This window comes from Kosakonia sp. ML.JS2a, from assembly GCF_025642095.1.
GTDB lineage: Bacteria > Pseudomonadota > Gammaproteobacteria > Enterobacterales > Enterobacteriaceae.
The window spans coordinates 1,719,093-1,744,550 of sequence record NZ_CP106754.1; the positions used below are offsets into that span (position 1 = coordinate 1,719,093).

The 25,458-nt window shown below is 54.0% G+C and carries 21 protein-coding genes and 1 tRNA gene; 9 read left to right on the plus strand and 13 right to left on the minus strand.

Annotated features, from left to right (window positions below):
* Window positions 1–49: 49 nt before the first annotated feature.
* Window positions 50–1,693, plus strand: coding sequence for a multidrug ABC transporter permease/ATP-binding protein (locus N7922_RS08275; protein ID WP_263100060.1), 1,644 nt, complete (start codon window positions 50–52; stop codon window positions 1,691–1,693).
* A gap of 146 nt (window positions 1,694–1,839) precedes the next feature.
* Window positions 1,840–3,276, plus strand: a complete 1,437-nt coding sequence (gene mgtE, locus N7922_RS08280) for a magnesium transporter (RefSeq protein ID WP_263100061.1) — start codon at window positions 1,840–1,842, stop codon at window positions 3,274–3,276.
* On the opposite strand, the gene N7922_RS08285 is transcribed toward mgtE, so the two are convergent.
* Window positions 3,239–4,474 (minus strand): SulP family inorganic anion transporter, encoded by a 1,236-nt coding sequence (locus N7922_RS08285; RefSeq protein WP_263100062.1) that lies wholly within the window; start codon window positions 4,472–4,474, stop codon window positions 3,239–3,241. The two genes, mgtE and N7922_RS08285, sit on opposite strands and share 38 nt — an antisense overlap.
* Before the next feature lie 273 nt (window positions 4,475–4,747).
* On the opposite strand from N7922_RS08285, the gene mqo reads away from it, so the two are divergent.
* Window positions 4,748–6,403, plus strand: a complete 1,656-nt coding sequence (gene mqo / locus N7922_RS08290; RefSeq protein WP_263100063.1) for a malate dehydrogenase (quinone) — start codon at window positions 4,748–4,750, stop codon at window positions 6,401–6,403.
* Window positions 6,404–6,488: 85 nt separating this feature from the next.
* Here the strand turns inward: mqo and N7922_RS08295 are convergent, their stop codons facing one another.
* Window positions 6,489–7,400 carry a cation diffusion facilitator family transporter gene (locus N7922_RS08295; RefSeq protein ID WP_263100064.1) on the minus strand — a complete coding sequence of 304 codons (912 nt, stop codon included), beginning with the start codon at window positions 7,398–7,400 and terminating at the stop codon, window positions 6,489–6,491.
* Window positions 7,401–7,569: 169 nt separating this feature from the next.
* On the opposite strand from N7922_RS08295, the gene N7922_RS08300 reads away from it, so the two are divergent.
* A complete protein-coding gene (locus tag N7922_RS08300) occupies window positions 7,570–8,259 on the plus strand; it encodes a VIT family protein (protein WP_263100065.1) in 690 nt (229 codons plus the stop codon).
* Window positions 8,260–8,290: 31 nt separating this feature from the next.
* Window positions 8,291–8,827: a cytochrome b561 gene (gene cybB / locus N7922_RS08305; protein WP_263100066.1), complete on the plus strand. Its 537-nt coding sequence runs from the start codon at window positions 8,291–8,293 to the stop codon at window positions 8,825–8,827.
* 207 nt (window positions 8,828–9,034) lie between these two features.
* On the opposite strand, the gene N7922_RS08310 is transcribed toward cybB, so the two are convergent.
* The 3 genes from N7922_RS08310 to N7922_RS08320 all read right to left on the minus strand — a co-directional run bounded on the left by N7922_RS08310 (window position 9,035) and on the right by N7922_RS08320 (window position 11,194).
* A tRNA-Pro gene (locus N7922_RS08310) sits at window positions 9,035–9,111 on the minus strand.
* Window positions 9,112–9,187: 76 nt separating this feature from the next.
* Window positions 9,188–10,948, minus strand: coding sequence for an LPS biosynthesis-modulating metalloenzyme YejM (yejM, locus tag N7922_RS08315; RefSeq protein ID WP_263100067.1), 1,761 nt, complete (start codon window positions 10,946–10,948; stop codon window positions 9,188–9,190).
* Between the two features lie 18 nt (window positions 10,949–10,966).
* Window positions 10,967–11,194 (minus strand): YejL family protein, encoded by a 228-nt coding sequence (locus N7922_RS08320; protein ID WP_263100069.1) that lies wholly within the window; start codon window positions 11,192–11,194, stop codon window positions 10,967–10,969.
* A 136-nt stretch (window positions 11,195–11,330) separates the two neighbouring features.
* Here N7922_RS08320 and yejK point away from each other — a divergent pair, with 136 nt between their 5' ends.
* Window positions 11,331–12,338: a nucleoid-associated protein YejK gene (gene yejK, locus N7922_RS08325; RefSeq protein WP_061493967.1), complete on the plus strand. Its 1,008-nt coding sequence runs from the start codon at window positions 11,331–11,333 to the stop codon at window positions 12,336–12,338.
* Between the two features lie 91 nt (window positions 12,339–12,429).
* Here yejK and rplY read toward each other — a convergent pair whose 3' ends face one another.
* Window positions 12,430–12,714 carry a 50S ribosomal protein L25 gene (rplY, locus tag N7922_RS08330; protein ID WP_263100070.1) on the minus strand — a complete coding sequence of 95 codons (285 nt, stop codon included), beginning with the start codon at window positions 12,712–12,714 and terminating at the stop codon, window positions 12,430–12,432.
* Window positions 12,715–12,839: 125 nt separating this feature from the next.
* Entirely contained in the window at window positions 12,840–14,600 is a 1,761-nt protein-coding gene (locus N7922_RS08335) for a DEAD/DEAH box helicase (RefSeq protein WP_263100863.1), read from the minus strand.
* A 149-nt stretch (window positions 14,601–14,749) separates the two neighbouring features.
* On the opposite strand from N7922_RS08335, the gene rsuA reads away from it, so the two are divergent.
* From rsuA to N7922_RS08350, 3 genes are all read left to right on the plus strand, one after another.
* Window positions 14,750–15,457, plus strand: coding sequence for a 16S rRNA pseudouridine(516) synthase RsuA (gene rsuA / locus N7922_RS08340; protein ID WP_263100071.1), 708 nt, complete (start codon window positions 14,750–14,752; stop codon window positions 15,455–15,457).
* Between the two features lie 15 nt (window positions 15,458–15,472).
* Window positions 15,473–16,666: a Bcr/CflA family multidrug efflux MFS transporter gene (locus N7922_RS08345; protein ID WP_263100072.1), complete on the plus strand. Its 1,194-nt coding sequence runs from the start codon at window positions 15,473–15,475 to the stop codon at window positions 16,664–16,666.
* Window positions 16,667–17,001: 335 nt separating this feature from the next.
* Window positions 17,002–17,346 carry a YejG family protein gene (locus tag N7922_RS08350; protein ID WP_263100073.1) on the plus strand — a complete coding sequence of 115 codons (345 nt, stop codon included), beginning with the start codon at window positions 17,002–17,004 and terminating at the stop codon, window positions 17,344–17,346.
* A 3-nt stretch (window positions 17,347–17,349) separates the two neighbouring features.
* Here N7922_RS08350 and yejF read toward each other — a convergent pair whose 3' ends face one another.
* The 6 genes from yejF to mepS form a co-directional block, all read right to left on the minus strand.
* On the minus strand, window positions 17,350–18,939 hold the full coding sequence (gene yejF / locus N7922_RS08355; RefSeq protein ID WP_263100074.1) for a microcin C ABC transporter ATP-binding protein YejF: 1,590 nt from the start codon (window positions 18,937–18,939) through the stop codon (window positions 17,350–17,352).
* 1 nt (window position 18,940) lies between these two features.
* Complete coding sequence (locus N7922_RS08360) at window positions 18,941–19,966, minus strand: ABC transporter permease (RefSeq protein WP_263100075.1); 1,026 nt, start codon at window positions 19,964–19,966, stop codon at window positions 18,941–18,943.
* Window positions 19,966–21,066, minus strand: a complete 1,101-nt coding sequence (locus N7922_RS08365) for a microcin C ABC transporter permease YejB (RefSeq protein ID WP_263100076.1) — start codon at window positions 21,064–21,066, stop codon at window positions 19,966–19,968. The genes N7922_RS08360 and N7922_RS08365 overlap by 1 nt, the downstream gene beginning before the upstream one ends.
* Window positions 21,067–21,075: 9 nt before the next feature.
* Window positions 21,076–22,884, minus strand: a complete 1,809-nt coding sequence (locus N7922_RS08370; RefSeq protein WP_263100077.1) for an extracellular solute-binding protein — start codon at window positions 22,882–22,884, stop codon at window positions 21,076–21,078.
* Between the two features lie 95 nt (window positions 22,885–22,979).
* Window positions 22,980–24,539, minus strand: coding sequence for a cyclic di-GMP phosphodiesterase (locus N7922_RS08375; RefSeq protein WP_263100078.1), 1,560 nt, complete (start codon window positions 24,537–24,539; stop codon window positions 22,980–22,982).
* Window positions 24,540–24,704: 165 nt separating this feature from the next.
* Window positions 24,705–25,268, minus strand: coding sequence for a bifunctional murein DD-endopeptidase/murein LD-carboxypeptidase (gene mepS, locus N7922_RS08380; RefSeq protein ID WP_061493977.1), 564 nt, complete (start codon window positions 25,266–25,268; stop codon window positions 24,705–24,707).
* Between the last annotated feature and the right edge of the window lie 190 nt (window positions 25,269–25,458).

The window sequence follows — 25,458 nt, forward strand, 5'->3', positions numbered from 1 at the left end:
ATTGCCAGCCGTTTAAACTGCTGGCTGTTTTTGTTGACCGGGTCGTGTTATGCAACTCCTTCTTCTTGTCTGGCGACAGTATCGCTGGCCGTTTGTGGCTGTACTGGCGCTCACCCTGGCCAGCGCCGCGTTGGGTATCGGACTGATTGCCTTTATCAACCAGCGGTTAATTGAAACCGTGGATATTTCATTGACGGTGCTTCCGGAGTTTCTCGGTTTACTGCTGTTGCTGATGGCGGTCACGCTGGGTTCACAACTTGCGCTGACCACGCTTGGTCATCACTTCGTTTATCGCCTGCGCAGCGAATTTATCAAACGCATCCTCGATACGCCGGTAGAGCGGATCGAACAGTTAGGCAGCGCATCGCTACTGGCGGGGCTGACCAGCGATGTCCGTAATATCACCATTGCATTCGTGCGCCTGCCTGAATTGGTGCAGGGGATCATCCTGACCATTGGTTCGTGCATTTATCTCGCCATGCTCTCCGGTAAGATGCTGGTGATTACCGCGCTGTGGATGGCGCTGACCATCTGGGGCGGTTTTGTGCTGGTCTCCCGCGTTTACAAACATATGGCGACGCTGCGCGAGACGGAAGATAAGCTGTATAACGATTTCCAGACCGTACTGGAAGGACGTAAAGAGCTGAATCTGAACCGTGAGCGTGCTGAACATATCTTTGAACAGATGTACCTGCCGGACGCGCGTGAGTACCGCCATCATATTATTCGCGCCGACACCTTCCACCTGAGCGCAGTGAACTGGTCGAATATCATGATGCTCGGCGCCATTGGCCTTGTCTTCTGGATGGCAAACAGTCTTGGCTGGGCCGACACTAACGTGGCGGCGACCTATTCGCTCACTCTGCTGTTTCTGCGTACGCCGTTGCTCTCCGCCGTGGGCGCGTTGCCGACGCTGTTAAGCGCTCAGGTTGCCTTTAATAAGCTGAAAAAGTTTGCGCTGGCACCGTACCAACCCGCGTTCCCCCGTCCGCAGTCGTTTGCCGGCTGGCAAACGCTGGAGCTGCGTAATGTCACCTTTAAATACCAGGATAATGACTTTGCGATTGGTCCGGTCAATATGACCCTCAATCGCGGCGAGCTGGTGTTTTTGATCGGCGGTAACGGGAGCGGCAAATCGACGCTGGCAATGCTGCTGACCGGGCTATATCAACCGGTATCCGGTGAGATTCTGCTGGATGGCAAACCCATGGCGCACGATAAACCGGAAGATTACCGCAAGCTCTTCTCGGCGGTGTTTACCGACGTCTGGCTGTTTGACAATTTACTGGGACCGGAAGGGAAGCAAGCGGATCCGGCACTGGTGGACACATGGCTCGAACAGCTAAAAATGGCGCATAAGCTGGAGCTGAACAACGGCAAGATCCTGAATCTTAAACTGTCGAAAGGGCAGAAAAAGCGCGTCGCGCTGCTGCTGGCACTGGCGGAAGAGCGCGACATTTTGCTGCTTGATGAGTGGGCGGCGGATCAGGATCCCCATTTCCGTCGCGACTTTTATCAGGTGCTGCTGCCGCTGATGCAGCAAATGGGGAAAACCATTTTTGCGATCAGCCATGATGATCACTACTTTATTCACGCCGACCGCCTGCTGGAGATGCGCGACGGTCAGTTGAGTGAACTGGTCGGTGAAGAACGCGAAAAGGCCTCCCGCGACGCGGTTGCCCGTACAGCCTGATGATCCACGCCCCTGTGTTGCAGGGGCTTCGCTGCTTTTTTGCCCGAACACCCCCGCCGTTTATTATTTTTTACAAACTCACCCGCTATGCTTAACGCTGTTCTGCTTCGGTTTGCCGGAGCCTTTTGCCATTCAGGAACTGTCCAATGTCGGTGATGAAAAAAAACAGCGTCAAACTGCGTGATGAGGAGCGTGCGCGCCTGATTTGGCTGCTGACGACGCATAAAACGCTTACCGCTACGCTACTGGGAGAGATAACCCTCGTCGAGCCGTTGGATGGGGAAACTCTCGAGCAGGATCTGGCGGAAGTCCGTGCGCTGGTATCCCATCTGCCGCCTCCGGATTTGGCTGACACTCTTGAAGCGTTACCGGTGGCCGAACGTCATGCGCTGTGGCGGCTGGTGGAGGATGACAAACGCGGGAAAGTGCTGCTTGAAGCTTCGGAAAATGTCTGGGATGACCTGATTGATGAGATGAGCGATCGCGCACTGCTCGCTATCCTGGAAACTGTGGATATCGACGACCGGATTTGGCTGGTGCAGCATCTGCCGCGTAATCTCATCGGGCGGTTAATGGCGACGCTGCCGCCGGCAGAACGCGCTCGTGTTCGTCAGGTGATGCGTTACGCTAAAAATTGTGTTGGCGCGATCATGGAGTTCGAAGTCATCACCGTACGTTCAGAGGTGACGCTGGCGGCGGTACAGCGCTATTTGCGCAGGCTTGGCAGAATGCCGGAAAACACCGATAAGCTGTTTGTCATCGGGCGTGATAACCGCCTGGTGGGGGAGCTCGGGCTGCAAACCATTCTGCTTAATGCCGCAGGCAAGCGGGTGAGCGACGTGATGGATGCCGATCCGGTGATGTTTTCGCCCGAGGACGACGCGGAGAAGGTCGCGCGTACCTTTGAACGTGACAACCTGGTCAGTGCGGCAGTGGTTGACAGTAACGGCATGCTGATGGGGCGTCTGACCATTGATGAGATCGTCGATGTGGTCTACGAAGAAACCGACAATGATATGCGGCAGATGGGCGGCCTGAGCACGGAAGAAGATGTGTTTGCGCCGGTGACGAAAGCCGTCAGAACGCGCTGGGTATGGCTGGCGACCAATCTTTGCACCGCATTTATCGCCTCCCGGGTGATCGACGGTTTTGAACATACGATTTCGCAACTGGTGGCGCTGGCGTCTCTGATGCCAATCGTCGCCGGGATCGGCGGTAATACCGGTAATCAGACCATTACCATGATTGTCCGGGCGCTGGCACTACAGAACATTCAGCCGGGTAACTTTACCTTTTTGATTCTGCGCGAGATGGGCGTGGCGCTGATTAACGGCCTGGTGTGGGGTGGGATCATGGGCGGTGTGACCTGGTGGTTGTATAACGACGCAGCTTTGGGGGGTGTGATGACGCTGGCGATGGTGCTGAACTTGCTGATGGCCGCGCTGATGGGGGTATTAATCCCGATGATCATGACCCGGCTGGGGCGCGACCCGGCAGTCGGCTCCAGCGTGATGATCACCGCGATTACGGATACCGGTGGTTTCTTTATTTTTCTCGGGCTGGCGACACTGTTTCTGCTGTAGTTTGCGGTTTCTTCCGCCACTTCGCGGGGGTGATCGCCAGCGTAACCAGCCCGGCGACAACGCCGAGCGCCAGGTTAGCGGTGCCGACGGTTACCGCGACGGTTATCAGCATCACGCCGCTTTCCACCACGGGCGCGCGTTTCAGCGCTGCGGGTTGCAGGCTGCCCCAGTTAAACGTTTTACAGGCCACAATGGCCATAATCCCTGCCAGCACCACCATCGGGATTTTCGCCATCATGCTGCTTAAGGCGGTCACCAGCAGTAATAGCACCACGCCGGCGGCGAGCGTGGAGAGGCGGGTCCGCCCTTTGCCCATCTCCACGTTCACGATGGTTTGCCCAATCATCGCGCAACCGGCAATGCCGCCATAGAACCCCGCGAGGATATTCGCCACGCCCAGCCCGACACTCTCTCGTCCCTTGTCAGACGGCGTATGCGTCAGATCGTCCACCAGTTTGGCGGTCAGCAAAGACTCCATCAGGCCGACAAAGGCGATACTCAGCGCGCAAGGCCAGATAATGCCTAAGGTGTGCAGATTAAAAGGCACCAGCCATTGCGTCAGACCCGGCAGACCGCTGCTCATCGGGCCTTCGTCTCCCACGGTGGGCAACTGCTGCCCGGAGAAAATGGTAAAGGCGGTAAGCACCACAATCGCCACCAGCGGGGCGGGAACACTTTTCAGCCAGCGCGGCAACCACAATACGATCAGCAAGGTCAGGACAAACAGCGCCACAATCAGCGGATCTCTGCTCCAGAAATGCGGCACCTGCGCAAAGAAAATCAGGATGCCCAGCGCGTTAACAAAACCGGTCATCACCGCGTGAGGAATAAAGCGCATCAGGCGCGCCATGCCGGTCAGACCAAAAATGATTTGTATGACTCCCGCCAGTAACACGGCGGGCAAAATGTATTCCACACCGTTTTGATGAACCATCGGTCCAATAACTAATGCGACTGATCCCGCCGCCGCCGTTACCATTGCCGGTCGTCCACCGAATAGCGACATGGAAAGGCACAGCACAACAGAGGCAATCAGACTCACTTTGGGATCAACGCCGGCAATCACCGAAAAGGAGATCACTTCAGGGATCAGCGCCAGCGCGGTAATCACCCCGGCCAGGACTTCGCGGGTGAACAACTGCGGCGAGCGCAGGACATGGCTTATCTGCTGTGCAGAATGGCGTGCTTTTTCGGTCATAAGATTTTGCAGGTGAGGGCGCCTCGTTGCGTTGCAAAAGGCATCCGTTCAGGCGGAAAAACGCAGGACTATAGCAGACTTCGGTCATTTATGACCAGCGAAAAGCGTTAAATCTAATGCAAAAAATAAACTTATTAGTAACATTTATACAATGGAAATTTAATGATTAAACATTATTTAAATCTCAGATTGTAAGTGCTACGTTAGAAGCGCTAACGACTTTACCCTCAATAAATGCGAATAAAACAGCACTAAAAGTAAGGCAATGACAACATGAAAAAAATGACTGCCAGGCTGTTTTCGATGGCTGTCGGGCTAAATGCTGTCTCGAAAGCAGCAAAAGGTTCCGCATCGAAAGAGCAGGAAACAGATGTGCTTTTAATTGGTGGCGGGATCATGAGCGCCACGCTGGGAACCTGGCTGCAAGAGCTGGAACCCGACTGGTCGATCACCATGGTAGAGCGGCTGGATGCCCTTGCGGAAGAGAGTTCGAATGGCTGGAACAACGCCGGAACCGGGCACGCCGCATTAATGGAACTGAACTACACGCCGCAAAGCGCGGATGGCGCCATCAGTATCAAAAAAGCGATTGAAATCAACGAAGCGTTCCGTATTTCTCGCCAGTTTTGGGCGCATCAGGTGAAGACCGGTGTGCTGAGCGAACCCCGCTCCTTTATTAATACCGTGCCGCACATGAGCCTTGTGTGGGGCGATGATAACGTCAACTTCCTGCGCGCCCGCTACAAAGCGCTGCAGCAGAGTTCTCTGTTCCGCGGCATGCGCTACTCCGAAGATGCTGAGCAGATCAAACAGTGGGCGCCGCTGGTGATGGAAGGGCGCGACGCGAAGCAGAAAATTGCCGCCACCCGGACGGAAATTGGCACCGACGTGAACTTCGGTGAACTGACCCGTCAGATGATTGGCGCGTTGCAGAAAAAAGAGAACTTCTCACTGCAACTGGGTACGGAAGTGCGCGGTCTCAAGCGCAATGCGGATAATAGCTGGAGCGTGACGCTCCATTCGCTGAAAGGCGGCGGTGAGCAGGTTATCCGGGCGAAGTTTATCTTTATCGGCGCGGGCGGTGCGGCGCTTAAGCTGCTGCAAGAGTCGGGTATCCCGGAAGCGGCGGATTATGCCGGTTTCCCGGTGGGCGGCCAGTTTCTTGTTTCCGAAAACCCGGATGTGGTGAATCATCATCTGGCAAAAGTCTACGGTCAGGCCACCGTGGGCGCGCCGCCGATGTCTGTGCCGCATATTGATACCCGTATTATTGACGGTAAGCGCGTACTGCTGTTTGGGCCGTTTGCCACCTTCTCGACGCGTTTCCTGAAAAACGGATCATTGTGGGATCTGTTACGCTCCACCAATACCTCCAACGTATTGCCAATGCTGACTGTCGGCATGACCAACTTTAGCCTGGTAAAATATCTGGTCGGTCAGGTGCTGCAAAATGAAGACGATCGTTTTGATGCACTGCGTGAATACTACCCGCTGGCGATGAAAGAAGACTGGCGTTTATGGCAGGCCGGTCAGCGTGTGCAGATCATCAAGCGTGAACCCGGCAAGGGCGGGGTATTGCGACTGGGCACGGAAGTGGTCAGTGATAAAGAAGGCACCATCGCCGCGTTGTTAGGGGCATCGCCGGGGGCATCGACCGCTGCGCCGATTATGCTGGAACTGATGGAGAAAGTGTTCACGGAACGCTTTGCTTCCGCCGGCTGGCAGGCAAAGCTGAAAGAGATCATCCCTTCGTTTGGCACAGAGCTGAACGGTGATATCGAAGCTGCTGACGCTGAGCTGCGTTACACCAGTCAGATTCTGGGGCTGAAATGTGACGAATCGCTGATTGCCGACATTACACCGCCGGTGCAAAAACCTGCTCTGCATCCGCAGAGCGACAGCGAAACCGTGGCGGATATCGCGCTGTAACCGCACCTGAAGCAAAAAGCCGTAACGGACCCGTTACGGCTTTTTTTATTACCCCCGGCATGCTCCGAGGCAATTCTCACGCCATTCATCCAGTGAAGGCCTGGTCCGTTTTTTTCGCAAACGGATCAATATGCACCATGACATTAAGAACATCATTCTTTGTCATGACCCTTTCGCGTGCCGCAACAGCAATGTCATGCCCGTCCCTGACAGAGAGATGCTCCGGCACCTCCAGATGCACATCGACCAGGATGAGGTCTCCCGCCTTGCGGGTTTTCATATCATGAAGACCCGCAACGCCGGGCGTGGAGAGAAGGATCGTTTTTATTTCATGCTCTTTTTCTGCATCAACAGAACGATCCATCAGGTCATGCAGGGCATCTGCGGCGAATGAATATCCCATCCGGGCGATCAGTACGCCAACCACGAAGGCTGCAATGGGATCAAACCAGGCATACCCGGCCAGTGTTCCGGTAATGCCGATGGCCACCACGACGGATGACGCTGCATCCGAGCGGGCATGCCACGCATTGGCAATAAGCAGGGTGGACTGGATGTGTGTCGCCACGCTGAGCATGTAACGGAAAAGCATTTCCTTCGCGACCAGCGTAGCAAGGGCGACCCAAAGAGCGACGATATGAATATCGCTAAGCGTTTCCGGATGCTGTAATTTTCCGATAGCGGACCATAGCATTCCCACACCAACGGCTATCAACATGATCCCAAGAATCATCGACGCGCCATTTTCGTACCGCCAGTGCCCGTAATGATGGTCACTGTCTGAAGGCTTACGGCTTTTTTTATTGGCGAACAACACGACAAAATCGGCAATCAAATCAGAAAGCGAATGAATACCATCAGCAATAAGCCCCTGAGAACCTGAAAATAAGCCGGTAATAACCTGAATGCAAGAGAGTATAAAATTAACCACCACGCTGACGACGGTACTTCTTTGCGCCATTCTTGATCGGTTATGATACCCATTATCATTTCGCATATTAATATTCCATTTATGAGGAAAATCTCAAGGCGGGGATTATATTTGTATAATCTTAATGTAGCGTTAAGCATAAAAAAATAAATTGCTTAATGTTGGGTCTGGTAATTTTTCATATATCAATAATACCGAATGAAATGAGTATATTGATAAACAGGAAAACACAACTATGCACCGTGAACGCCACAGTATTGGAAGGGTAGGATGGCTCAGGGCCGCCGTGCTTGGAGCAAACGACGGCATTGTCTCAACCGCCAGCCTTGTGCTGGGTGTTGCTTCGGCGCAGACATCCTCCTCTGGCGTGCTACTGGCTGGCGTTGCCGGGTTGGTGGCGGGGGCCATGTCGATGGCAACCGGCGAATATGTCTCTGTCTCCTCGCAGGCGGATACGGAAAAAGCCGCGCTGGCGCAGGAAAAAGAAGAGCTCGCTGTGAATTATGAGGGCGAAGTGCAGGAGCTTATGTCGCTGTACGTGAAACGGGGTCTGGAGCCCGCGCTTGCTCATCAGGTTGCAGAGCAGTTAATGGCTCACGATGCGCTGGATGCCCATGCCAGAGAAGAGCTGGGGCTAACAGACACGAATAGTGCGCGCCCGCTTCAGGCGGCGCTCTTTTCCGCCGTCAGCTTTTCTGCCGGGGCCGTATTGCCTGTCATGGTGGCCTGGTTAACACCTGCTGGGTTTGTTCTGCCGTTGGTTATCCTCTCCACGCTGTTGTCCCTGGCAGTGCTCGGATACATTTCATCCGTTGCAGGGAAGGCGCCTGCGGCAATGGCAATTATCAGAATTACGTTCTGGAGCGCGCTGGCGATGGCGCTTTCGATGGGAGCAGGTTCGCTTGTCGGCCACGCGCTGGCATAGCGTCCTGGTTATTTCACAGGAATGATTAAAAATGAAAAAATACTCAGGTAGTCAGATAATTATGCACTGGCTGGTTTTACTGCTTATTATCGTGACCTATGCGGCTATGGAATTTAAAGGTATTTTCCCCAAAGATTCTGTCGGTCGCTATTGGATGGGAATAACACATTACACGTGTGGTGTTACAGTATTTATCCTGATGATAATCAGACTGGTATTGCGAGTCATAAATACTGAACCGCCGGTGGTCCCGCCACTGCCGTTATGGCAGAAGCGGAGCGCCTCTTTTGTACATATAATATTATATGTACTTTTTATTTCTCTGCCGGTGCTTGGCGTAGCATCACTCTTTTTTGGCCAGAAAGAATGGGCTTTCTTTTTTATAACGATGCCGGTTTCTGCTGTTAAAAATAGTTTATTACAGCACAGCCTGAAGGACGTACACGAGGCGCTGGCCAATGCGGGATACTTTATTATTGGGTTGCATGCTGCTGCGGCATTACTGCACCACTATGTGTTACGGGATAACACGCTGCTCAGAATGCTTCCCGGAAAGCGTGCCGATTAATCGGTTTGATGGCGGGCATTTTCCCTGGCAGGTGTGTTTTTCGCATGATGTCTGTGGGTGAGTGCGATACAGGAGCACCGCGTGGCAGGTGTTTCGCAAAGCAGGCCGCCATCTGACAGCGTTCCTTCATTTTACCTTTGTTTTACCTTTTCCAAATCGCAGGCATAAAAAAACCAGCCTTAAAAGGCTGGTTTTTCTGGGGAATTTTGGTCGGCACGAGAGGATTTGAACCTCCGACCCCTGACACCCCATGACAGTGCGCTACCAGGCTGCGCTACGTGCCGACATGTGGCGCTAATAGTACCCTTTTCATCGCTGAATGCAAGTGAAGGGCAAGCTGAGTGATTCATAATTAATCAATCAGTTAGCGATAAAACGTTTTTCATCCGTCAGAACCTGCAGCAGCAAACTGAGCTGTGGTTTCTGTTCACGGAACTTCTCGCCCTGCGCATTCCAGGTGCGGTAATTCCCGTTCTGATCGAGCACCAGCGTTATCTCAGGGGTGGTGATGGCCAGCGTATCGCCATTCGCCGCTGTGACCCAGTTATTGCGCCGCGTGGCGTTAAACAGATCCTGCCCCTGTGAGTACTCATTAGCAGGCGTGCTGACATGCAGCAGGCGCTGCATCAGCGTGGTCATAATATCTTTATGATCCGTCAGCTTGTTGATGCGTTGAGCCGGTGTTCCCGGCCAGTGTACGACCAGCGGAACGTGCAGCCTGCTGCGCGACCAGTCGAAATTAGCGTCATCTTTGCCTTCTGGCATACCGCGACCGGCGGTGATAATCACTACGGTGTCATCCAGCTTGCCGGACTCGCGCAGCGCATCCAGCACGCGGGCGATTTGCGCATCGACATCAGTTGCGGCGCGACTGTATTTACGGGCAAAGCCTTGCTGATTACTGTCCAGCGCGGCGGTGCCATTCAGCGATACCCAGGAGAACCAGCGGTTATCATCCTGCGCGTAGTGCCCCAGCCAGTTAATCCACTGATCGGCGGTTTGCTCATCACTTTGTGGTTTTGCCGCCGGCAGCGAGAAATCAGACAGTAGCGCCTGACGATAGAGCGGGCTGCTAAAGCCATCGGATGAGAACAGACCCAACTGATAACCTTGCTGGTTGAAGGCGGTGATCAGCGCGGCCGGAATGCGCGCCGACAGCACGCCATCCATATAACTTGCCGAGATGCCGTAGAACAGGCCGAAATAGCCGCTATCTGCGGTATTTCCTGAACTCATATGCTGCGTAAACGCCACGTTTTGCTGCGCGAAACTGGCCAGTTGCGGCATCTGTTTTTCATACCGCGAATAGTTGAGGCCATCGACGGTAATCAGCAAGACGTTATGACCCGCGCCCATATCCTGATAGCGCAGGTCGCTTAATGGGTATTGAACCGAAACCGCTTCCGGATTCCCTTGTTCCACCAGGCGACGTTGATAATCCTGCGCATCCAGCAGCCCGTGTTTTTCCAGAAAACGACGCGCGGTCATAGGATAAGAGAGCGGCAGGTTGGCGCGCTGCATGGTAATAGGGCGATAAAAATTAGCGTCCGCCCAGATGTACATCACATGGGTGGCGACAAAGGCGACGAAGAAGAACGCGGCGACGGGTTTGGCATAATGGCGACGCCGGGTAAGGCTGCGCAGCTTTTGCCAGCTCCAGGTCGCAAACAGCATCTCAATGAGCAGGATCACCGGCACGCTAATAAACATCAGCTGCCAGTCCCGCGCCATCTCATTTTGATCCGGGTTAATCACCAGTTCCCAGACGACGGGGTTAAGGTGCAGGTGGAAACGGGTAAAGACTTCGCTATCGATAAGCAACAGCGTCATACCGGCTGTCGCGAGGATCGCAGACAGCACCCGCATAAGCCGCTGCGACATCACAATAAAGGTCAGCGGAAAGAGGATCAGCAAATAGGCGGCGAACACCAGAAAGCTGAAATGCCCGGCAATGCTCAGGTACGAATAGAGGCGACCGGAGAGCGTGGTGGGCCAGTCGGCGACGAACAGATAGCGGCTACCCAGTACAATGGACAACAGAATGTTGAACAAAGCAAACCAGTGTCCCCAGCTAACCATCTGGGAGACTTTTTCAAAGTAGCGCTGACGATTCGTCACCATAAACTGTCGATATTTCCCTTAATGCGCTTTGTTGTCGCCAATTGACGATTGTAACGCCTGAGCAAACGACTTTGCGATAGCCTGACGCTGCGCAGGGGCGACGCTGGTATTAATCAGGTTCGTCACCATATTGCCCAGCACCATCAGGGACAGATCGGTCGGCGTTTTGTGTTTTTCCAGCACGCTGGCAAGCTCACTGAGCAGTTGTTCAACGTGTTCATCGCTGTAACGGGAGATTTGTGGCATAAATCGACATCAGTTTGTGTGTTCATGAAAGGGCAACATATTACCGTAGCAACAGCTTTTTTTCTGCTTTTTTATCTGCTGTTGCACAGTCGCGTTGGTGGTGGTTGAATACCGCGGTCTAAAAGGAGAGTTTATCATGAGTCTGGATATCAACCAGATTGCCCTGCATCAGCTTATCAAACGCGATGAGCAAACCCTCGAGCTGGTGCTGCGCGATTCTTTGCTGGAACCTACCGCGCCTGTCGAAGAGATGGTCGAAGAGCTGCACCGGGTGTATAGCGCAAAAAATAAAGCTTACGGCCTGTTTAACGAAGAGAGTGAGTTGGCGCAGGCCCTGCGTTTGCAACGCCAGGGCGAAGAGGAGTTTCTCGCCTTCAGCCGCGCAGCGACCGGGCGTTTACGTGATGAACTGGCGAAATATCCGTTCGCTGATGGCGGTATTGTCCTGTTTTGCCACTACCGTTACCTGGCGGTGGAATATCTGCTGGTGGCGGTGCTGAACAACTTAAGCAGTATGCGCGTTAACGAGAATCTGGATATCAGCTCCACGCACTATCTGGATATTAATCATGCGGATATCGTGGCCCGTATTGATTTAACCGAGTGGGAAACGAACCCGGAGTCAACCCGTTACTTAACCTTCCTGAAAGGGCGGGTAGGGCGCAAGGTTGCCGATTTCTTTATGGATTTCCTTGGCGCCAGCGAAGGCCTGAACGCCAAAGCGCAAAACCGCGGTTTGTTGCAGGCGGTGGATGACTTTACCGCGCAGGCGGAACTGGATAAATCAGAGCGTCAGACCGTGCGCCAGCAGGTCTATACCTATTGCAACGAACAGCTGCAGGCGGGTGAGGAGATTGAATTAGCCTCGCTTTCTAAAGAGCTGGCGGGCGTGAGCGAAGTGAGTTTCGAAGAGTTTACCGCCGGTCAGGGCTATGAGCTGGAAGAGAGCTTCCCGGCGGATCGCAGCACCTTGCGTCAGCTTACCAAGTACGCGGGTAGCGGCGGTGGTCTCACCATCAATTTTGATGCGTTGCTACTCGGCGAGCGTATTTTCTGGGATCCGGCGACCGACACGCTGACCATTAAAGGTACGCCGCCAAACCTGCGCGACCAGTTGCAACGCCGTTTTAACGGCGGAAAATAGCCCGTGAAACCTGCCCGTCCGGGCGGTTTTTTGTAACATGCAGATATAAAAAAACCCCGCCGTGGCGGGGTTTCTTCAACTTTGTCGGCGATTAAGCGCGAACGAAGTCGATGTGAGACAGTTTCGGTTTGTAAGCGTGACGCTGTACAGCCTGAACTTTCACTTTTACTTCTTTGCCATCAACAACGATGGTCACAACTTCGCTATAGAACTCAGCTTTCGCCTGCAGGTTCCACAGTTTGTCATGATCCAGTTCGATAGCGATCGGAGCTTCAGTTCCACCGTAAACGATAGCCGGGAACTTGTTAGCTGCGCGCAGGCGGCGGCTCGCACCCTTACCCTGCTCTTTACGTACGTCTGCGTTAATAGTAAACATTTAAATCTCTCTTAAATAGATCCTGTTACAGGCGACCCAGCAACAGGCAGATGATCGGCTTTCGCGGATGCAAAAGCGGGCGGTATTCTATCCCCGAATACCCGATACATCAATCAAAAGCGCGTTTATCCGCGTAATTCATATGCCCGACGAAAGCGACCTTCATAATCGAAGACTTTTTCCCGCACTTGCCAGAACTGCCCCTTGAGGCGCGCTACCACAAAATCCGGGTGTCGTAGCAGTGCCTGTTGCGCGACGATATCCGCGGCAACAATCCAGCGCAGCGGTACGCCAGGCGTGCGGGTATGTGGGCGAATGAACAGTTGTTCGAAAGCGGTGCGCTGAGCGGCGGTTTGCAGACGGAAGCGCTCACTGACATCCGCGCCGTCTTCGTCGTAGTAGGTGATTTTCAGCCATTCGCCTTTCGCATCCGCCCCTTGCTGTAATGTCATCCCACTACAGCGCAGTACCAGCGCATCCTTGAGCTTCAGCGCCGCTTTCAGCATATCGTCGGGATCAACCAGCACGCAGTCGCAGCTGCGGCAGCGGCGGGCGGCAATGTCATTTTCCGCATTACATTGCGGGCAGTTTTTAAAGCGAAAGCGATAATCACACTGCTCCCGATGGCCTTCATCATCTTCCAGCCAGCCCTGGCAACGGCGGCCAAAATGCTCGATCAGCGTGCCATCAGCAGTGGTTTTCCCCCAGAATGTGTTGGCAAAACCGCAGCCGGGGCAGAACACCTGTACCGGAACATTGTCACTTTTGCCTTTTGGCGCACCAATTTCCGGTGCGTAGAGATCGTGGGGGTTGCCTGCGTAATCCAGAATCAGGCAGTCGGTTTTCCCGGGCGCCAGCCGCAGACCGCGCCCGACGATTTGCTGATACAGGCTGACAGACTCCGTCGGACGTAAAATGGCTATCAGATCAACATGCGGCGCATCGAAGCCGGTGGTCAACACCGACACATTAACCAGATAACGAAACTGTTGTTGTTTAAATGCTGCGATCAACGCATCGCGTTCCGGGCCAGCAGTATCACCTGTGATAAGCGCGGCGTCATCGGCGGGCAACAGGCCGGTAATCTCTTTGGCGTGTTCAACGGTGGCGGCAAAGATCATTACCCCTTTGCGCGTCTGCGCAAATTCAACGATCTGGCTGACAATATGCGGGGTAATGCGTTGCTGTTTTTTCAGCTCGCGGTTCAGATCTGCTTCACTGAACAGACCGTTGCTCTGCGCCTGCAGACGGCTGAAATCGTACTGCACCACGGGCATATCCAGCCGCTCCGGCGGAGTAAGATAGCCGTGTTTAATCATATAGCGCAGCGGAAGCTCATAAATGCAGTCGCGGAACAGCGCCTTTTCGTCGCCGCGTACCATCCCATGGTAATGAAAACGGTAAATCCAGCCTTTACCCAGACGAAAGGGCGTTGCCGTTAAACCGAGCAGACGTAAGTGGGGATTTACTTCGCGCAGATGCGCCAGGATTTGTTGGTACTGGCTGTCGTCATCGTCACTGATACGGTGGCACTCATCTACCACCAACAGTGAAAACTCGCCCTGAAACTGCGCCAGGTTGCGCGCCACGGATTGCACGCTGCCGAACACCACTTTACCGTGACTCTGTTTACGCTTTAACCCGGCGGCGAAGATATCCGCTTCCAGCCCAAGCGCAACATACTTGGCGTGGTTTTGCGCTACCAACTCTTTGACATGCGCCAGCACCAGCACACGACCGCGCGCCAGACGCGCCAGCTCGGCGATCACCAGGCTTTTCCCGGCGCCGGTTGGCAGTACGATGACCGCAGGTTCAGCATGTTGACGAAAATGGGCGAGGGTGGCGTCCACCGCTTCGCGTTGGTAAGGGCGCAGCGTAAAAGTCATTGTCTCAATAAGGTTGCAGATAGACGGCGCATAGTATGCCACGAATCTTTCCCTTGAGCGGTGTATGATGGCCGCTATACTACTCACGTTTATAACGTCTTTTTTGGGCGTCATGCCCGCATCCAGCACCATACAGGCTAAAAAACTTCATGCGACTTGATAAGTTTATCGCTCAGCAACTTGGCGTCAGCCGCGCCATTGCCGCGCGTGAAATCCGTGGACAGCGCGTTACCGTCGATGGCGAGATTGTGAGAGATACCGCGTTTAAACTGCAACCCGAGCACGATGTTGAATACGACGGCAACGCCCTCGTTCAGCAAACGGGCCCGCGTTACTTTATGCTGCACAAACCGGAAGGTTACGTCTGCTCGACGGACGATCCGGATCATCCGACAATCCTCTATTTCCTCGATGAGCCCGTCGCGCATAAGCTCCATGCCGCAGGACGTCTGGATATCGACACCACCGGTCTGGTGCTGATGACTGATGACGGTCAATGGTCGCACCGCATCACGTCGCCACGCCATCATTGTGAAAAAACGTATCTGGTTACCCTGGAATCGCCGGTGAGCGATGACACGGCGGAACAATTTGCCCGCGGTGTACAGTTGCATAATGAAAAAGATCTCACCAAACCCGCAGTACTGGAGGTGGTGACGCCGAACCAGGTTCGTCTGACCATCAGCGAAGGCCGCTACCATCAGGTTAAACGCATGTTTGCCGCCGTTGGCAATCATGTTGTGGGGCTGCATCGCGAACGTATTGGTGCGATTGCACTGGATGCGGATCTGGAGCCCGGCGAGTACCGTCCACTGACGGAAGATGAAATTGCCAGTGTGGGCATGCCCTCACACTAATATCAGGAGACTGACGTGACCTCAAGGCCACACTCTTCGTTGAGCATTGTGTTTATTCTCGGCCTGCTGGCGATGTTGATGCCACTGTCCATCGATATGTACCTGCCTGCGCTGCCCGTGATTGCTGAGCAGTTCGGCGTACCGGCCGGCAGTGCGCAAATGACGTTGAGCACCTATATTCTGGGGTTTGCGGTCGGTCAGTTGCTCTATGGCCCGATGGCTGACAGCATCGGTCGTAAGCCGGTTATTCTCGGCGGAACACTGATTTTTGCGGCAGCGGCAGTGGCCTGCGCGCTGGCGCAAAGTATTGATCAGTTAATCACCATGCGTTTTTTCCACGGTCTTGCCGCCGCGGCGGCAAGCGTGGTGATTAATGCCCTGATGCGCGATATCTACCCGAGGGAAGAGTTCTCGCGCATGATGTCGTTTGTCATGCTGGTCACCACCATCGCTCCGTTACTGGCGCCAATGGTGGGGGGCGCGGTGCTGATTTGGTTCAGCTGGCATGCGATTTTCTGGATCCTCGCCATTGCTGCATTGCTGGCCTCAGCGATGATTGCCTTTTTTATTCGCGAAACGCTGCCGGTGGAAAAGCGGCATAAATTCCATTTGCGCACGACGATAGGCAACTTTGCTTCGCTGTTTCGTCATAAACGCGTGCTGAGCTACATGCTGGCGAGCGGTTTCAGCTTTGCCGGGATGTTCTCATTTCTGAGCGCCGGGCCGTTCGTTTATATACAGATCAACCACGTTTCACCGCAGAATTTCGGCTACTACTTTGCGCTGAATATTGTCTTTCTGTTTGTCACGACCATTATTAATGGCCGTATTGTTCGCCGCGTGGGAGCATTAAACATGTTCCGCAGTGGGCTGTGGGTACAGTTTGTCATGGCGCTGTGGATGGTCGTGACGGCGCTGCTTGATGTTGGTTTCTGGTCGCTGGTGCTTGGTGTGGCGGCATTTGTGGGGTGTGTCTCGCTGGTCGCCTCTAACGCCATGGCCGTCATTCTTGATGAGTTTCCACATATGGCGGGTACGGCGTCTTCCCTGGCCGGGACCTTTCGTTTTGGTATTGGTGCGATCGTCGGCGCACTGCTGTCGATGGCGACCTTTAACTCTGCCTGGCCGATGATTTGGTCCATCACGTTTTGCGCAACCAGTTCCATTCTCTTCTATCTCTACGCCAGTCGCGGTAAAAAACCGGCGTAACCCCTCACCACAGGGAGTGAAAACACTCCCTTGTTTGATGCATATCAACTTAGACTGACATACCTTCAGACATGTTTGTTTATTTTATGTAAAATCCATTTATGTAAAAAGTCACACTATTGTAGTGAAAAAGGTTGAGTTAGATCGCAGAAACGGGTACATATACCCCGAAAGTCGGCCCACCGCTTAGCCATTAAAACCCTGATAAATGAGCGGCCAGCCCTCACGCTACGCAGGATTTGACCTTTTCTGCGAGGTTGACAGGACGATTTGTCAATAGTGTGTTAATATAAATGTAAAATATTTGTGAAGTAAAAGTGCTTCGGGGAAAGAAAGTGAATACATTCCAGCTCTCCATCATCCACCGCCTGCCCCAGTGCTATCGCTGGCTGGAGGGTTTTGCAGGTGCAAAAGTTGAACCGATTCCGCAAAATGGTCAGTCTGCGGATGACAGCCTTGTGGCATTGAAACTGCTGAGTCCGGACGGCGACAACGCCTGGCCGGTAATGCACAAACTCAGCCAGGCATTGAGCGATATCGAAGTGGATTGCTCGGTACTGGAATGCGAAGGCGAACCGTGCCTGTTCGTTAACTGCCAGGATGAGTTTGCCGCGACCTGTCGCCTGAAAAACTTCGGCGTTGCCATCGCGGAACCGTTCTCCGGGCAGAACCCTTTCTGAACGTCAGCTTAATGCGAGAAGCTGACGTGTATAGGCCTGCTGAGGCTCGCTAAAGACACGCCGACACTCTCCCTGTTCAATCACTTCCCCCTGTTTCAGCACAATCACCTGGTGACATAATGCGCGCACCACGTGCAGATCGTGGCTGATAAAGATATACGCCAGCCGGTGCGTCTCCTGTAGTGATTTCAGAAGCGTGAGGATTTGCGCCTGCACGGTGCGATCCAGCGATGACGTGGGTTCATCCAGAATGATCAGTTCCGGTTTGAGGATCAGGGCGCGGGCAATGGCAATGCGCTGGCGCTGACCTCCCGAGAACTCGCCGGGGAAACGACGCCGGGTTTCCGGATCCAGCCCCACTTCCTGCATCACCTCAATCACCCGTTGCTCACGGGCGCTACGCGTCAGCTCTGGCTGATGAACGCGCAAACCCTCTTCAATAATTTGCTGCACATTCAACCGCGGGTTGAGCGCGGAGTTGGGATCCTGAAACACCACCTGAATCCGGTGCCGTACCGGCAGCATCTGCTTGCGGTTCCACTGGTGCAGTGGTTTACCGTCGAAGAGGATGGCACCGCGTGAGGCGACGAGACGCAGCAGGGCAAGGCCGGTGGTGCTTTTGCCCGAGCCTGACTCGCCAACCAGCCCCAGTGTCTCGCCGGGTCGCAAGGTAAAGCTGATATTCTTCACCACCGGGTTGTGGTCAACCACGCGACGCAGGATCCCTTTACGCACCGGGAAGCTCACGGCAAGATTTTCCACCTGCAGCAGCGGTTGCGCATCCTGGGGCAGGGCAACAGGCTCCCCACTGGGTTCGCTATTGATCAGTTTTTGCGTATACGCATGCGCCGGGGCGGTAAACAACGCCCGGGCACTATTTTGTTCGACGCATGTCCCGTTTTGCATCACCGCAACGTTATCCGCCAGCTTGCGTACGATACTGAGGTCGTGGGTAATAAACAGCAAACCCATATTCAGTTCATCGCGCAGTTCACGCAGTAACGCCAGGATCTGCGCCTGTACGCTCACATCCAGTGCCGTGGTGGGTTCATCGGCAATCAGCAGTTCCGGGCGTGTTAACACGGCCATGGCGATCATCACGCGCTGGCGTTCACCGCCGGAAAGCTGGTGTGGAAAATCGCCCAGTCGTGCACGGGCATTGCGGATCCCGACGCGTTCCAGACAATCGAGAATTTCCGCCCGCGCTGCTTCCCGCCGCATACCGCGATGCAGCGACAGCACTTCATAAAGCTGTTTTTCCAGCGTATGCAGAGGGTTAAGGGAAACCATCGGCTCCTGGAAAATCATGGCGATTTTATTGCCGCGCACGCCGCGTAGCGTTCTTTCGCTGGCGTGCAGCAACGATTCGCCATGAAACAGAATATCGCCGGAGGGGTATTCCACGGGAGGAGAAGGCAGCAAACGCAGGATCGATAATGCACTGACGCTTTTACCGGAGCCGGATTCGCCGACCAGCGCCAGCGTTTCGCCCGCATCAATGCGCAGCGATAAATCGCTGACCACCGTTCGCAGCGTATTCTGCTGGCGAAAAGCAACGGTCAGGGAATCAATAGTCAGCAGGGGAGACGTCATCTTACACCGCCTTATTAGGATCAAACGCGTCGCGCACCGCTTCGCCAATAAAAATCAGCAGCGAAAGCAGCAGGGCGGTGGAAATAAAAGCGGCGATACCGAGCCAGGGGGCCTGTAAATTGTTTTTCCCCTGGAGCAGCAGTTCGCCCAGCGACGGAGAACCCAACGGCAGGCCGAAGCCGAGAAAATCGAGCGACGTCAGGGTGGCGACCGAGCTGCACAAAATAAACGGCAGTAGAGTTAAGGTCGCGACCATCGCATTGGGCAGCATATGGCGCAGCATAATGCCGCGATCGCTCACGCCCAGCGCCTGTGCGGCACGGATGTAATCAAAGTTACGTGTGCGCAGGAATTCGGCGCGCACCACGCTGACCAGCGCCATCCAGCCAAACAATACCGTGATGCCTAACAACCACCAGAAACCAGGTTGGATCACGCTGGAGAGCAGAATAATCAGGAACAGCGTCGGCATTCCGGACCACACCTCAATAAAACGCTGCCCCCAGAGATCAATTTTGCCGCCGTAATACCCCTGTATTGCACCGGCCAGCACGCCGATCACGCTGGAGAAGAAGGTCAGCATCAAGCCGAACAGCAAGGATATCCGGGTGCCATAGAGAATACGCGCCAGTACGTCGCCGCCGTTAGCGTCGGTGCCGAGCCAGTTTTTTGCTGAAGGGGCTGAGGGAAAGGGCTCCGTGGTGGCATAGTTAATGCTGCGCGCGCCAAAACGCACGGGTGCCCACAGTGTCCAGCCGTGTTCATCGAGCTGTTTACGTAGCCACGGATCCTGATAATCCGCCGGTGTAGCAAAGGGACCGCCAAAATCGCTCTCGCTGTAATTGATGAGCGCTGGCGCAAACCATTTGCCTTCGTAGCGCACCAGCAGTGGCTTGTCGTTGGCCACCAGCTCTGCGCAGAGGCTGAGGATAAAAATCACCAGAAAGATCCACAATGACCAGTATCCGCGACGGTTGTGACGAAAACGCAGCCAGCGGGCCTGGTTGACGTAGCTTAATTGAATCATCAGCGTCCCTCAAAATCGATACGCGGATCCACCAGCGTATAACTGATATCACTGAGAATATTCAGCAGCAGGCCAATCAGAGTGAAAATATAGAGCGTGCCGAACATCACCGGGTAATCCCGGGAGACCGTCGCTTCGTAGCCCAGCAGGCCAAGACCGTTAAGGGAGAAAATCACCTCGATCAACAGCGAACCGGTAAAAAACATGCTGATAAAGGTCGCCGGGAAACCCGCAATCACCAACAACATGGCGTTGCGAAACACGTGTTTACGCATGATATTGCGTTCGCTCACACCTTTGGCGCGGGCGGTGACCACATACTGTTTTCGGATCTCATCAAGAAACGAGTTTTTGGTCAGCATGGTCAATGCGGCGAAACCGCCAATCACCGTTGCCAGTACCGGCAGGGTGATATGCCAGAGATAATCCAGCGCCTGTTTGTACCACGGCAGGGCGTCGAAATTGCTTGAGGTGAGCCCGCGCAAGGGGAAAAGGTCGTAGTAGCTGCCGCCGGCAAAAAAAACAATCAGCAGGATAGCAAACAGAAACGCCGGGATAGCGTAACCGACAATGATCAGCGCGCTGCTCCAGATATCAAAGCGGCTCCCGTTGTACACCGCTTTGCGAATGCCAAGGGGAATCGACACCAGATAGATAATCAGCGTTCCCCACAGCCCCAGCGTTATCGACACCGGCATGCTGTCTTTGATCAGTTGCAGCACCGATGCGCTGCGGAACAGACTATTGCCAAAGTCGAAGCGCAGATAATCCCACAACATTTTGAAATAGCGCTCATGCAACGGTTTATCGAAACCGTAGCGCTGTTTTATCTCTTCAATAACCTGCGGATCCAGACCGCGCCCGCCGCGATAGTGGCTGTCATTGCTTAGCGCGTCGCCCACACCGGTGCGGGCATGCGTGGCGCCCATTCCACCGCCGCTGCTGCCCGGCATTGCGCCTTTATCGCCAAACTCAATGGCGGCAATTGCCTGGTCGACCGGGCCGCCCGGCGCGATTTGCACAATAAAAAAGTTAATGGTGATGATCGCCCAAAGGGTGGGGATTATCAGTAATAAACGCCGAATGAAATACGCGCCCATCCCTTCTCCTTAGCGTCTGGCGGCGGGCAATTTCGCCGCCTTGTTTACGTCATACCACCAGGTGTCAAACCCCAGCGAATAGACCGGGCGAATGCCGGGCATGGAAAACTTATCCCAATAGGCGACGCGATCCGCCGCCATGTACCACATGGGCAGCATGTAATAATTCCAGGTTAGCACCCTGTCCAGCGCGCGGCCAAGCGGCAGCAGCTTCTCTTTATTGCCCTGCCAGCGGTTAATTTGCGCAATCAGGTTGTCTACTGCCGGGTTTTTCACGCCGGGAGCGTTATAAGAAGAGTCGATATACTCCGAACTCCACGCAATTTGCAGATCGCCGCTTGGCCACGGTTGCGCACGCCACAGGCGTGGCATCATGTCATAGTCACGGCTGCGCATGCGGTTGGTGGCCTGCGAGTTATCGACCTGGCGGATCTCCATCGTGATGCCCAGCCGGGACAGATTATGCTGGAATGGCAACACCCATTGGGTATTCCCGCCCGAGGGCAGCAGCAATTCGAACGTAAACGGTTTGCCGGTTTTCTCATCCACGCGTTGCTGATTTTTCAGCACCCAACCCGCTTGTTTTAACAGTGCATCCGCTTTCAGCAGATTTTCCCGATCATAGCCATCGCCGTTAGATTTTGCCGGTGAGTAGATGGAAGTGAAGACCTCGGGCGGAACCTGCGCTTTGAGCGGGGCCAGCAGCGTGAGCTCATCGGCATCCGGATAGGTGTGCGCGGCGTATTCCGTGTTCTGAAAATAGCTGTTCGCCCGGCTGTATGCCCCATAAAACAGCGCTTTGTTCATCCATTCAAAATCAAACGCCAGCGAGATGGCTTCCCGCACGCGGCGATCGTTAAATACCGGGCGGGTAATGTTAAACGCCAGCCAGCGCGTGTCCTGCGCGGACGTATTGGGCTGCTCATCTTTGACAATGTAGCCACGGCTGAAGTTAGTGCCGATATAGCGCGTGGCCCAGTTTTTGGCATCCCCTTCGCTACGCAGGTCAAACGCGCCCGCTTTGAAGGCTTCGAAGGCGACATTGTCGTCCAGATAGTAGTCATAGCGGATATTATCGAAATTCCAGCGGCCCCGGTTAACGGGCAGATCCGCAGCCCAGTAATCCCGCACGCGGGTATAAGCGATGTATTGCCCCATGCGCCAGCTACTGATGCGATACGGCCCACTGCCCAGCGGCGGGCGGTTCAGCGGCTCGCTCAGTTTATGATCTTTCCAGAATTTTTCTGGCATGACCGGCAGCGTCAGCAGGCTGAGCATATCTTCTTTGCCGGGCTTCGCCAGTTCAATACGCACCGTTAACGGTGAAATGGCTTTAACGGTGGTGCCTTTATAGATCAGGCGAAATTGCGGCACCCCTTCGGTCATAAATTTGTTGAAGGTGAAGGCGACATCGCTGGCGCGAATGGGCGAACCGTCGTGAAAGGTTGCGCGCGGGTTAATGCTAATCTCCATCCATGCGTAGTCATCGGCATAGCGCGCCATCTCCGCGATAAGCGGATAGTAACTTCCCGGCTCGTCGTCAGACGTGGTAAACAGCTCGTCGTAAAGTGATTCGGTACGCACAGCGGCATTGCCGCGTAAGGCAAAGCGGTTAAAGTTATCAAACGTACCCAGCACTGACAGCGTGACATTGCCGCCTTTCGGTGCGGCAGGATTAACATAGTCAAAATGGGAAAAGTTGATGGCATATTTCGGTTCGCCAATCACGGCGAAAGAATCACGTTCCTTGATGGTTTGCGCCTGACAGGCCAGACCGACAAACGCCAACAATAACGCTGAAATGCGGACAAACTTCATTGTGTGTTCCTTTGACCCCGCCTGCGCGGCAGGCGCGCTAAGCTCTTATTGTTGAATAATAAGGGAGCCCTGGCCTGATGTGAAATAATTCGCGCCTACAACAGGGCATCAAAAGAAGGAACCTGCCAGTTAACAAACTGCTCCAGCGTCATCGGGCGGCTGAAATAGTAGCCCTGCATAAAATGCACGCCATGTTCGCGCAGCCATCGCGCCTGCTCGGGCGTTTCAACGCCTTCGGCAACGGTGAGCATATTCAGGCGTTTCGCCAACGTTAGCACGGCATCCAGTACCGGCGAGGTCACGGTTTCGGTGCCAATCGCATTCACAAAGCCCCGATCGATTTTCAGATAATCCAGGGTAAAGCGCTCCAGATAGATCAGTGCGCTGTGGCCGGTGCCGAAATCATCAATCGCGATTTCATATCCTTCGGCGCGCAGCCACTCAAACAGTTTTGTCACTTCGGTGTAGCGCAGCATATCCCGCTCGGTGATCTCCAGTACGATGCTGAAATGGTGCTGCGGGAGTGAACGCGCGAACGCATGGATATCATCGGCAAAGCTCTCTGCATGCAGATGCCCCGGCGCGATATTAATTCCCAGCTTTGATCCTTCCGGTAGCAGCGTTTTCAGCACCGGCGCATCGCGGGCTATCAGGCGGAATAAATGCAATGTCAGTGGGATAATCAGTTGCTGCGCTTCAGCAAAATGAATAAAGGCGTCCGGCGGGATTTCACCTGCGGTGGGGTGTTTCCAGCGCATCAGCACTTCGACGCCGCTGACTTTCAGGCTCTTTGCATTCACCACGGGTTGGTAGACCACATAAAACTGTTCCCGCTTGATGGCGGTCAGGATCTCCTTGCCCGGTCGCAGGCGCGTGTACAACACGTAAGCAGTCAGCAAAGCCATCAGCATACCCACCGTTGCGCCGAGCAGGGCGGCAAACTGAGCGTCTTCCTTGCGCCATTCTTCCGCATAGAGATACAGCGTCAGCGGAGTGCCTCCCACATGCGCGATGCGAAAAGGGCGTTGGTTAAAATTTGCTAAATCAATCAACCCGATGGTAAAGGTTGAGATGGCACGATCATTGATACCTATTGCAATCCCCGCCAGATCCGGCTGTTCTGAACTGTACATCATGTAGGGCGTCAGGTTGATGTTCAGCGAGGCAAATACGCCGCGGTTGTCGAGCAGTGGGCTGCGGAACCACAATGCCATTGCCGGTTTGTCCGGCATCATCGGGGTTCCGGGTAAAACCACCATATCGGTCGCTTTATTCAGATCAATATCGGGCACCAGATCTTTCATGGGGACATTCATGACACCTGTTGCCGAGGAGCAGATGGCGTTTTGCCCTTTAACCAACAGAAAGGCGCGCACGTTCATCGAAAAGGCGGCGCGGGATGTGAGCTCACTGACAACATCGTGGCAGTCGCTCAGCGTGAGGGGTTGTAATGCTTCCGCTGTGGCGCGAATTTCGCCGAGATACGCTGAAAACCAGCTCGAAACGCCGTTCAGTAGGGCATCGTAGCGGGTAATGCGTTTTTCTTGCTCAAGCCAGAACTGGAACCCGCCGACCGCAAACGCTGTAAGCAGACCGGTAAGAATACTGATCAGCACAATTTTTCGGTTCAGGTGGAAAAAATAGCGGGTGAACATAATGTTGGACCCATTTATATGCATTCAATGATGGGACGGTTGGCGGCTTACTTTTCAGGACTATAGCCCGAAAAACGTTACGAGGATAGCAGACATAAAAAAACACTGCCGAGGCAGTGCTTTTTTATGCTTAACGCCAGCCAAGGGAAAACCGGCGTTAAGTGATTAGCTGCGGGTCAGGATCCGTCGCGCTTCATTGTAGCGCTTCTTCCAGTAAGGCTCGTCCATGCTGGAAATCATCACACCGTTGCTGGTGGAAGCATGAACAAATTGGTTATTACCAATATAAATGCCGACATGTCGACCGGTAGAACCTGCTCTGAACAGAACCAGATCGCCCGTACGCAAACTGGTGCGCGAAATGGACTTACCTGTTTCCTGTTGTTCCCAGGTGGAACGTGGCAGTTCTAAACCGAACTGTTCACGGAACGTGCGCTGCACGAAACCGGAACAATCGATGCCTTTTTTGGTGTCGCCGCCCAGACGGTAGCGTACGCCTTTCCAGTCAGCATATTGATCCATAATTCGGGATTTGACATCCAGATTACGAACCATATTTTCAAATTCATCCTGAGAGGTTTGCAGTGAAGAAGCATCTTCACCCACAGCAAGCGTCTCAGAATGCACATTCTTTGCGGTATTGGTTGAGCAAGCTGACAGCAGTACCGCTACCGCTATCGCGGGGATCGCCCGCAAGATATATCTCACAATCGGCTGAGATTTGACCATATTGCTTATTTTCCCTTGAAGTCCTTAACGATAAATATCGTTATAAAAAATGCCAACGCAGCGAGATTAATTATCTGTAAGCAACGAGACAATTACTCATGGTCAGATCTGTGGAAGAACGCACAAATTTACGCACAATGAGAATAAAAGCACTCTTTGCGACAAGACGAACCCGAGATTACCCTAACCC